Origin of the sequence: Paenibacillus harenae DSM 16969 (assembly GCF_000422465.1) — a bacterium.
In the GTDB taxonomy this organism is placed as follows: domain Bacteria; phylum Bacillota; class Bacilli; order Paenibacillales; family Paenibacillaceae; genus Pristimantibacillus; species Pristimantibacillus harenae.
In genome coordinates this window covers 1-9564 of the sequence record NZ_AULV01000032.1, presented here as the reverse complement: position 1 = coordinate 9564, position 9564 = coordinate 1, and the positions used below count along the sequence as shown (strand labels likewise).

General features: G+C 45.7%; 10 protein-coding genes and 1 pseudogene. 8 read left to right on the top strand and 3 right to left on the bottom strand.

Annotation, left to right across the window (positions count from 1 at the left end; translation table 11 throughout):
- On the top strand, positions 1–291 hold a 291-nt coding region (locus H581_RS0110070; protein ID WP_028609866.1), incomplete at its 5' end, for an IS3 family transposase.
- A 146-nt stretch (positions 292–437) separates the two neighbouring features.
- On the opposite strand, the gene hflX is transcribed toward H581_RS0110070, so the two are convergent.
- Both hflX and H581_RS37070 read right to left on the bottom strand, forming a co-directional pair.
- A complete protein-coding gene (hflX, locus tag H581_RS33605; RefSeq protein WP_051250635.1) occupies positions 438–1769 on the bottom strand; it encodes a GTPase HflX in 1332 nt (443 codons plus the stop codon).
- Between the two features lie 481 nt (positions 1770–2250).
- Positions 2251–2400, bottom strand: coding sequence for a hypothetical protein (locus tag H581_RS37070; RefSeq protein ID WP_245600007.1), 150 nt, complete (start codon positions 2398–2400; stop codon positions 2251–2253).
- Positions 2401–2465: 65 nt separating this feature from the next.
- Between H581_RS37070 and H581_RS0110055 the strand changes: the two are divergent.
- The 6 genes and pseudogenes from H581_RS0110055 to H581_RS0110030 all read left to right on the top strand — a co-directional run.
- Positions 2466–2760, top strand: a pseudogene (locus H581_RS0110055) (SDR family NAD(P)-dependent oxidoreductase); the annotation flags it as partial.
- Between the two features lie 30 nt (positions 2761–2790).
- Positions 2791–3696: a fumarylacetoacetate hydrolase family protein gene (locus tag H581_RS0110050; RefSeq protein WP_028609878.1), complete on the top strand. Its 906-nt coding sequence runs from the start codon at positions 2791–2793 to the stop codon at positions 3694–3696.
- Positions 3697–3812: 116 nt separating this feature from the next.
- Positions 3813–4313, top strand: a complete 501-nt coding sequence (locus tag H581_RS0110045; protein WP_028609877.1) for a glycoside hydrolase N-terminal domain-containing protein — start codon at positions 3813–3815, stop codon at positions 4311–4313.
- Between the two features lie 25 nt (positions 4314–4338).
- Entirely contained in the window at positions 4339–4722 is a 384-nt protein-coding gene (locus H581_RS37825) for a hypothetical protein (RefSeq protein ID WP_156889551.1), read from the top strand.
- 225 nt (positions 4723–4947) lie between these two features.
- The gene (locus tag H581_RS0110040) at positions 4948–5130 is read left to right on the top strand and encodes a hypothetical protein (RefSeq protein WP_028609876.1); all 183 of its coding nucleotides are present in this window, start codon (positions 4948–4950) and stop codon (positions 5128–5130) included.
- 354 nt (positions 5131–5484) lie between these two features.
- Positions 5485–6708 (top strand): TolB family protein, encoded by a 1224-nt coding sequence (locus H581_RS0110030; protein WP_028609874.1) that lies wholly within the window; start codon positions 5485–5487, stop codon positions 6706–6708.
- Between the two features lie 397 nt (positions 6709–7105).
- On the opposite strand, the gene H581_RS0110025 is transcribed toward H581_RS0110030, so the two are convergent.
- Positions 7106–8071, bottom strand: a complete 966-nt coding sequence (locus H581_RS0110025) for a hypothetical protein (RefSeq protein WP_028609873.1) — start codon at positions 8069–8071, stop codon at positions 7106–7108.
- Between the two features lie 471 nt (positions 8072–8542).
- Here H581_RS0110025 and H581_RS33600 point away from each other — a divergent pair, with 471 nt between their 5' ends.
- The gene (locus tag H581_RS33600; protein ID WP_051250633.1) at positions 8543–9241 is read left to right on the top strand and encodes a hypothetical protein; all 699 of its coding nucleotides are present in this window, start codon (positions 8543–8545) and stop codon (positions 9239–9241) included.
- Positions 9242–9564 lie beyond the last annotated feature (323 nt).

Genomic DNA, 9564 nt, shown 5'->3' with positions numbered 1-9564 from the left:
CTTCACTCGGACCAAGGGGTGCACTACACCCATCCTGTGTTTCAACAGAAAGTAAAGAATGCGGGGTTCACACAATCCATGTCTCGCAAGGGTAACTGCTGGGATAACGCACCCATGGAGTCCTTCTTTGGTCATATGAAAGATGAGTTAGATTATGAGGACTGCCAAACCATAGAAGAGCTTCGTCAAAGAGTTAACGAATACATCCTAATGTACAACACATCTCGCTATCAATGGGGATTAAAAAAGATGACTCCTGACGAATACAGGAGCCATCTACTTTCAGCTTAGCACTTTTTATTAAGTGTCCACAAACGGGGTTACAGTTCAGACCCCAAATGGTTCTATACTGCCGTTTTTTAGGTTGAATTTGATGACGCCGAACAAGCGTTTCTGCTTAAATTCTAAGAATGTATACGTTTTATACTGATATGCGCTTAGAATTCTTCGCGGAACGGTTGGCGTCCTCTGACAAGGACGTCAACCGGCGTTTCTGCTTGGAGCACGACGAAGTCGTTGCGGTACCGATCGTAATCGGCCGCTTTGCATTCCAGCTTCAGCCGTGTGCCCTCGGGCTCGTAACTCGTCTCCAGCACATGGCCATGCTCGTTGAAGTAAGAGACCAGCCTGCCCTCGCTGAACGGAATAAGGATTTCGCATGCGACAAAATCATCAAAGATTTGCCCGCGGATAAGCTCGGTCAGCTCAAGCAGGCCGCTCTTCTCCTTCGCGGAGAGATATACGTTGTTCTCTTCGATCCGCGGGTACGGATGCTCGGTCAGATCGCATTTGTTGTAAGCGTAAATCGTCGGGATATGATCTGCGCCAAGCTCCTTCAGCGTCGCGTTCGTGACGGCGATCAACTGCTCGTAATCGGCATGGGCGTAATCGACGACGTGAACGAGCAGATCGGCCTCGGCCACTTCCTCCAGCGTAGAGCGGAACGCCTTCACCAGATGGTGAGGAAGCTGGCTGACAAATCCGACCGTATCCGTAAGCAGGAAGGTTTTGTTGTCAGGCAGGTCGATGCTGCGCACCGATGTCTCGAGCGTGGCGAACAGCATATCCTGCGCAAAAACCTGCTTGGTCGTCAGCGGATTATAATACTCCATCAACGCATTCATCAAACTCGATTTGCCCGTGTTCGTATAGCCGACGAGACAGACGACGGGCACCTCGTTCTTCTGCCGCTGCTTGCGCTGGATTTGGCGTCTGGCGACAAGCTTCTCCAGCTCGGCCTGCAGCGCCGTAATCCGCTCCTCGATCCGTCTGCGGTCCAGCTCCAGCTTCGTTTCGCCTGCGCCTCTGTTCTTGAGGCCGGCTCCTCCGCCCTGCCGTCCAAGCGACTCGCGAAGCCCGACAAGGCGGGGCAGCATGTACTGGAGCCGCGCGACCTCGACTTGAAGCTGGGCTTCTCTTGTTTTGGCGCGTTCCGCGAAGATATCGAGGATCAGAATCGTCCGGTCGATGACCGTCCGCTCCAGGGAAGACTCCAGATTGCGGATTTGGGATGGAGACAGCTCGTCGTTGAAAATAACGACCTGGGCGTCATGCGCCTCGGCGAGAGCGAGCAGCTCCTGAATTTTGCCGGTCCCGATGTAGTGGGAAGGGTTGACGCGCGCCGCCTTCTGGCTAAGCTCTCCGGCCACGTCGATATAGCAGGCAGCCGCCAGATTGCGCAGCTCCTCCATGGAATAAGCAAAGTCGGTTTGCGTTTGCAGCTGGACGCCGACGATGATTGCTTTTTGCTGCTGAGTTTGTTCTGTCATACGGGATCATCCTCCAATGAAAAAAATAAAAACACAGGCAGAATCCGCCTGTGTTCACAGTGATGGTGAGAGGATATCAGAACAAATCCATAAGGCAAGTGTAAACGGCTTAACGCTACGCACGAACCGTTAGCTGCACGTATAACAGCCCGGTTCTGTGCTACGCATGAACCGTTAGCTGATGTCTGTCAGCTCGGTTCCATGCCGTCTCTCGGCGGCACAGCACGTTTCACAGTGAAATATAAACTAATTTATAAGCGCAAAGCTTATGAATGGTTATATTTCAACAAACTTATGAATTCAAATGGGTTCTCCATAAATGGACAGACCTATCCTGAGTCCTCTGCACACAGGCAGAGCTTTCGCTTATACGCTTGTTAGTTAGCCGCGCAAAGTACGAACTCGGATAAAATCTATCACAACGAACCCTCCGTTCCTGAAATTAGGTACAGTGTAGCATATTCAGCGAACGGGAGCAATGTCATGATCGTATTAATACCCCAGAGATCGCAATAGAGATTATAGGATGAGAGCGGGCGCTCGGCCGATATGGATAAGCATGCGGCTCGCCCGGCCGCAGAAAAATAATCGTCCGGTTCTCGATCGGAAACCGCCTGCCGTCTATCTCCATTTCTCCCGGCCCGTCGGTGAAAAGATGAAAGGCGTATACGCTGCCGACCCGCAGCTATTCATTAGGGAGCCGTGCTGGCGCTGACAAAGTCGATGCAGGTCGACTGCGCGAAGTATACAATTAGAGTGAACGCAGTGCTGCCGGGCACCATTATGACGCCGTTCGTAGAGCAATATTTGCAAAATAGTTACGATGATCCGGAAGCGGCGATCGCGGCGATCAAGACGAGGGAGCTAGTCGGCGGTCTGGGAAGGCCGGAGGATGTCGCGAAAGTGGTGATGTTCCCCGCGTCGGATGAATCATCCTTCGTGAGGGGCTCCTCTCTATGTCGACGGCGGCGTTGTGTTCGGCAAGGATGCATACATAAGAATTGAAAGGGTGAATGCCATTATGAAGCTAGTAACGATTGAGGACAACGGACCACAGAGACTCGGCGTAAAGCTGGACGGCAAAATTATTGATATCGGCTCCGCGCTGAACCGGTTGCCGGATGAGGAGGTACCGGCGGACGTGATGGACGTCATCGCCGGAGGAGAGAAGGCGCTCGCTGCGATTAGCGGCTATGCGGAGCGATTGCTGCAGTCCGGCGCGTATACGGATGCTTTATTTCTCCGCGAGGAGGACATCCGCTTCGGTCCCTGCGTGACGAGACCGAACAAAATCATTTGCGTAGGCCTCAACTACAGGAAGCACGCGGTCGAGACGAACGCGCCGATTCCGCAGTATCCGATTCTATTCAATAAATTCAACAATACGCTGACGGGACACGGCAAGGACGTCGCGCTGCCCGAGCGGGTGACCTCTCAGGTGGATTACGAGGCGGAGCTGGCCATCGTCATCGGGAAGACGGCGAAATACGTGAGCAAGGAAGAGGCGTTGCAGCATGTATTCGGATACTGCAACGTGAACGATTTATCCGCGCGCGATCTTCAGATGAGAACGGCGCAGTGGCTGCTCGGCAAGAGCTGCGACGGTTTCAGTCCGCTTGGCCCTTATCTGGTAACGGCCGACGAGATTGAGAATCCTAATGATTTGGAAATCAAATGCCTGGTCAACGGAGAAGTCCGCCAGCATTCGAATACGTCCGATATGATTTTTGCTTGCGATGAGATTGTCAGCTATATTTCGCAGCATATGACGCTGGTGCCGGGCGATATCATTCTGACGGGAACGCCGGAGGGCGTCGTGCTGGGTTATCCGGAGGAGAAGCGGGTATATCTGAAGCACGGCGACGTGGTAACGATTGAGATCGAGAAGCTTGGAAGCTTGACGAACCGCATGGTAAACGAGGCTTAGAATATAAGTTGGCTGCAAGAGTAATCGCATGAATGATTTTTCTCTCGCAGCGGTAACCGCATATGTGGATCATTTGTTCAACTTTTATAGACTTTACGGGTAAGGGATGATACTTCTTGCATAATTCGAAGCTTTGGTACACGCAGCCCGCATCGGACTGGACGCAAGGGCTTCCGATCGGGAACGGAAGAATTGGAGCTGTTATTTACGGAGGAATTGAGAAAGAGACGTGGAGCATGACGGAGGTTACATACTGGTCGGGCAAGCCGGAGCGGATTCCGGGGCATCCTGACCCCAAAGTCAAGCTCGCGAAGGAGTGGCTGGAACCGAAGAAGCAGAACTTCGACACGAGCCTGTCGTTATGCGACGTACGATTGCGCTTTGAACATCAAGGCGAGGAACTGGTTCGCGAGCTTAACCTGGATACCGCCATTGCCTCAGCGGGTTATAAGAGTCACGGCCGCTTCGTGACGCGGGAAACGTTCGCCACGCATGAGGCCGGTATCGTCGTATCGCGAAACGCCGGCGGGCAAGCGGGCAGCGTCTCGTTCTCGCTTCGCGTAGAAGGACGCACGCCCGTCTTCGCCGCCACAATAACGAACGGCGATACTGAATGAAAAAAATTGGATCATCTGGATAGCATTGATTTTATTAGTCGCTTTTGGAGGAAGTTTTTATTATTTCACAACTTATCATATTCCAAAATCGACGGTAAAAAAAGTCTTAGAACAATCGATTAATGATATCTATGCTAATATTCCTATAAGTGAGGAGAGTAAAGATAAATTAGAAACATTTTTTGTAAAAAAGACAGAGTCAAAAAACCTGAACTATTCTATAAAGGGTCTTTATAATGATGGTCGCAAAACAGAATTACTGGTATCTTTAAATAATTTTCACTGTAGCAACAACAATGAATTATTACAAATTGAAGAAGGATATGTTTCCTTCCAATTGCATCGACTCTCAATTATTAAATGGACTACCATTGATGTTGTCATAGTAAAAGAGTTGCATATAAAATGATCTTGCTCTAGATCTGCAGCTTCAAATCGACCATTCTGAGAAAAATTAGGAAGTTGCGCATCGTGATCGTCCACCTGTTTTGTAATAGTAGTCGTCAATACCAGCGTAACTGTCGCCAAGGGTAATAAATTCAAACGGAACTATTGACAGGAGGCATAGGTATTGTTTTTATGTTTTTTGTTGAGTATTAAAATAAGGCAACTTATTAAGTAGGGAGGTTCGCGTGTGAAGATGAAATGGGAGCTTCAGACTTGGCTTGGGACGTTGTACACATTCACGTTAGTTGGTGACGAATCTACAGAATTAAAGGTTTTTGCAAGAGATTTAGAAGAGGGTAAAAGGAAACTAATTAATATAGTCGGAAACGCTCATGAAGTTGAGATAGATGTGGATGCTTGGGATTATTGAGCAAGAGTACGATAAGAAATATATACCCTTTTCCGATATAGCTTGTATCGTTTATCTGCAGATTACGAGGACGGACTTTGGTGAACTGTACTATATGCTAATGTGCTTAAAATATGACATCCTGAACAAACCCAATACCAATCATAAAAATGGTATTGGGTTTGTTCATGTTCTGTTATGTTATGCTCCCTGAATTATGTCTAAAAAACGACGAGTTTTGGAACACAAATTACAAGTAGCTAAAGAGTGTTTTTTATTTTGTTCAGCAATCGGACCATATTGTTGAATAAGGATAGTTGTTATTAACTTGGGCAACATATGAATTGGTAAATCTTATAAATAGGAGGGATTGACGTGAGAATTCGGATTTTATTACTACTAACGCTCATCTGTTTTAATTTTTCGTCAATAACAAGTGCAGAAGCCCCACTAACAGCTGTATTTATCCGTGATCATCAGTTGTGGCTCAAAAAGGATAGCCAAGAAATACAACTCACAAAAGACCGATATGTGTATTCTCCGAAATGGTCATATGACGGTCGTTTCATTGGATTTATTGATGGAGATGAAAAGGGAGAAAAATCGGATTTATTCATTTATGATACAAAGGAAAAAGAAAGCTACCAACCATACATAAGGGTCGTGACATCTGACTTTAAATGGTCCCCGAACAAAAATCAGTTGGCCTACACTGACCAAGGTCTATTAAACGTGACAAAAATAAAGAATGGCCGGCCGCAAGGATTTGAAAATGTCTCATTAGGCGTTAGTGGGTTTGAATGGTTTCCAAATGGGAAAGAATTTATTGTTTCCTCACAATCCAACTTACTTCCTACAGGATGGAGTCCAATTCCACTTTATAGAATTCCAGTAGATGCAAATCTTGCTAAAGATAAAATAAAGCCTTTTTATACGATTCAAACTAAAGAACCTGACTTGTTTGGGATAGATGCCGATTATTTTAAGTGGAGTTCTGATGGGAAGTGGGTTAGCTTTTTAGTTGTTCCTACAGTTTCTTGGTCCATGGACAGTAATACATTAAGTGTTTTATCATCACATGGAAAACAATTTAAAGCAGTGGGAAAAATGTTAGGGTTTAAAGAATGGTTTAAGTGGGCTCCTTCTGCCAATCAATTGGCTTATATTTCAGGAGAAGGAAGATTTTTTGTTGAAAACAAGAAAATGACGATTGCCGAAATACCAACATTTAAACAACAAAAAGAATACACACCTAAAGGATTTGTAGACCTTGATCTGGAATGGTACTCTAAAGATTTGGTAATTGTGGCTCGTGCAAAAGAGAACAAGGAGTGGAAAGAAGGACCTGTACCAACTATGTTAACATCACTTTACGCTATAAACATAAGAACAGGAGAGCAAAAACAAATCTCATTTCCAGAGAAAAATGAACTTGACGAAGATCCTCAAGTTGTTGGACCTTACCTTACTTGGTTTCGAAAGGCAGAGCAAATTAAAGGTGATGTATGGGTAAAAAATGCTTTAAATGGTCAAGAACATATATGGCTAAAAAATGTAGACTACGCTCCAACGTTTTTTACACCGGAGCAAAGTCCTTAAGAATATGTTGAAAAAATCTTATTCTGCAATCGGGCGCGATTGCGGAACAATGAGCAGTCGCTTTTTTACTAAACCAATTAGAATAGTTCTATAGATGTAGGCGTCAAACAGCCCACCTATGCGGTCATAATGAGGGCTGTTCGACGCTTACGTAATTTAAAGCTGCTGTGCTCGGTGCGGTGACGGAACTTTATTGATACATATACTTTGGAAGATATAAATGTTGGACGACCCGATAAACAAAACAGTGACAGCCATGGACGAGAAATGCGGTCCTAGACTGCCACTGTTTTTTTATTGGGGTTAGTCAAATTCTTATTTTACGATGTCCTTCATTTGCAAATGAGCGGGTACTATGGAGTCATTACCTTAGCAACTGCCCCGCTTGCGAGCGCTGCTAATGTACCTTAATTTGTTTTGCGGCAGACAATAAAATTTCAATATCAACGGAATAAGTAGAAGCTACCGAATAAAAGTAATTCTCGGTTACGATAAAGATTTGCCCGCGTATTTCATTCTGCTCGATCAGCGCTTTATGGCCGTTAATAATCGTTTCGGTAAGCGTTTCGGCTGGAAAATTGGATTTTAAATCTTCCAATACCTGTTCTGGATTTCCTTGGTCTCCGCTTGATTGCGAAATCCAAAATTCAGATTTTCCGTCCCGAAGCTGATAAGTAGCTCTAATTGAAATACCTTCAGACCTTTCGGTTGCCGTCGTATTAAGCAATTTGATTACCGGATTAACTTCTGTTTGATTGTCGGCTAAATTCAAGGGGATATGGATTTCCTCGGGTGTGAACCTAGACATATCCAGCTTTCTGTTAAGTGGTATTTCATGATCGTTAAAATTCATTGGTTGGGTCACTGATTCCGCATCTACCGCATGCAGCTTATAGGAAGACTCGTCTAGGCCCGGAAGGGGCGTAAACCACAGTGTATAGGCTCCGTGCGCATGCCGGATCATCTTGGCAGTATGTACTTGATTGGATTGGTCAGTCATCCAAATGGAGTCGACATCAGGATCGATGGAAGCGCCGAATACTAGCAAGGAGGGTGTTTTTTCAACGAAGGGAACAAATGTGTAGTAAAAGGCTCCATTTATACCTTCTGTAGTTAAGTTCCCGTATTCTAGCTCCGTTAGAATTGGTACCTCTACTTTACCCTGAACGGACCACGACATGTCCCCCTTAGCCCACTGTAGGATTCCTGCCTCCCAGATCATGATATGATCTGCATGCTGTACGATAGTTGTGAAAATGAGCATTTGATGATCATTTAGCTGTTCCTTATACATGATTTTCGGATTCATATCAGGTTTAGCATTATGAATTAGCTGAGATATCTGCTCATCCGAAGGCGGCATTGATGGCACCTCCGTTGACCGCTGCCCGGTCGGCAGACCGATCCATACGATAATAGCCAGAGAATCAAATTATTAGAATGGAGCGGAACAAGTTGGATATTCCCTTTGCCTTATTATCTTTTTTATTTATGTTGTTTTTCTTAATTACAATTCGGGCGATTATAAACAAAGATAAATGTGACCTACTCATATTTGCAACATCTGTTTTTTTTGGAGCTGTTCTGTTGATTAGTGCAGGTATTTTTGCTCAATAAGTGTGTTCTTAAATCTTCATTAAGCTACCATGAAAGAACGGATTAACTTTCATGCTCTGTGGTGCAGTTTAAGAGATGCATGGATGGCTAACGGGTACGATAGTGAATAAAGACACCGCGGCAGCCGGCAACATGATCGCTGCTCTTTTCACGAACGGGAGTTTAAAGCAACAATATTTGCCCAACTCGCGTACAACTTATTATGGGAGGTGTCGATATGCATTCAAGGAAGCGAACAAGACGGGGATTATGGCTCAGATGGACTGGATCTGTACTGATATGTTGTGTCCTATTTGTTGCTTCTAACTACGTATATTATGTTCCTGGGGGGATCGCTGATTGGCAGTTTTCACGTGAGACAGGACAGTCAGGAACTCTAAGGATTCCAATCGGGAAAACGCCAGAAGAAGCAGTTCAGAAATTCCGTAATACTACGATGAGGGTAGTACACAGGGAATCCATCGACGATGGTGTCCTACTTTTCCTCAAGCGATACGAGCAGAAGGAAGATAGTACAAATCTACAAATTGAATATGTAAAGAATACGTTACTGGGTTGGAAATGGGTCATGGGCGGAGGATACGGAATATCGAGTAATTCAGATTCGAACGAGGCCCTAAATTATATGAGTATACCATGGTCTAAAGGTATTCATGGACCATTTCCAATCATTTTCGGACAAATAACCAATCCGGTGATTACAGACGTCAATGTATCTATTAGTGGTGATGGTGCTGGAAAGTACTACGCCAAGTTGATCGAATATGAGAAAGACCAGAGGTTCTGGTATGTCGTAATACCATCGTCAGCAGAAGTTCCTTATGAGGTTGAGGCACTTAACGATGAAGGGAAGATTGTTGCCAGTAAGTCTTTGGATGATTCTCATGATGTAACCAGTGTGCAAATGTCTAAGTAACAGGGTTGCATTACGCTAACGGAGTACGATAGTTGAACGCATTTTGGAGCGGTTTTTTTAAACGCTGAGTTATAAGAAATAGGAACATATAGCCCCTCGTTGTGCTAAACGAGATAAGTTTAATTATGAACACAGGAGATGTGAGATATGAAGATCGCGGGAGAGCTCGTCACAGAGACGATCGAGTATGATGGTGGTCGGCAGGTTACGGTGTACATCCCTCCGGATCCACCCCAGGCAGTCGTGTTCGCCGGTGACGGTCAGCTGATCTCGCAGTGGGGCGGGTACCTCGAGGCCGCCGACGTACCGCCCACGATGATCGT

What these genes read in the sequence shown, in the direction of transcription:
- H581_RS33600 (WP_051250633.1), top strand. Translation starts at nt 8,543, where the DNA reads ATGCATTCAAGGAAGCGAACAAGACGGGGATTATGGCTCAGATGGACT.
- hflX (WP_051250635.1), bottom strand. Translation starts at nt 1,769, where the DNA reads ATGACAGAACAAACTCAGCAGCAAAAAGCAATCATCGTCGGCGTCCAG.
- H581_RS37070 (WP_245600007.1), bottom strand. Translation starts at nt 2,400, where the DNA reads ATGGAGATAGACGGCAGGCGGTTTCCGATCGAGAACCGGACGATTATT.
- H581_RS0110025 (WP_028609873.1), bottom strand. Translation starts at nt 8,071, where the DNA reads ATGCCGCCTTCGGATGAGCAGATATCTCAGCTAATTCATAATGCTAAA.
- H581_RS0110050 (WP_028609878.1), top strand. Translation starts at nt 2,791, where the DNA reads ATGAAGCTAGTAACGATTGAGGACAACGGACCACAGAGACTCGGCGTA.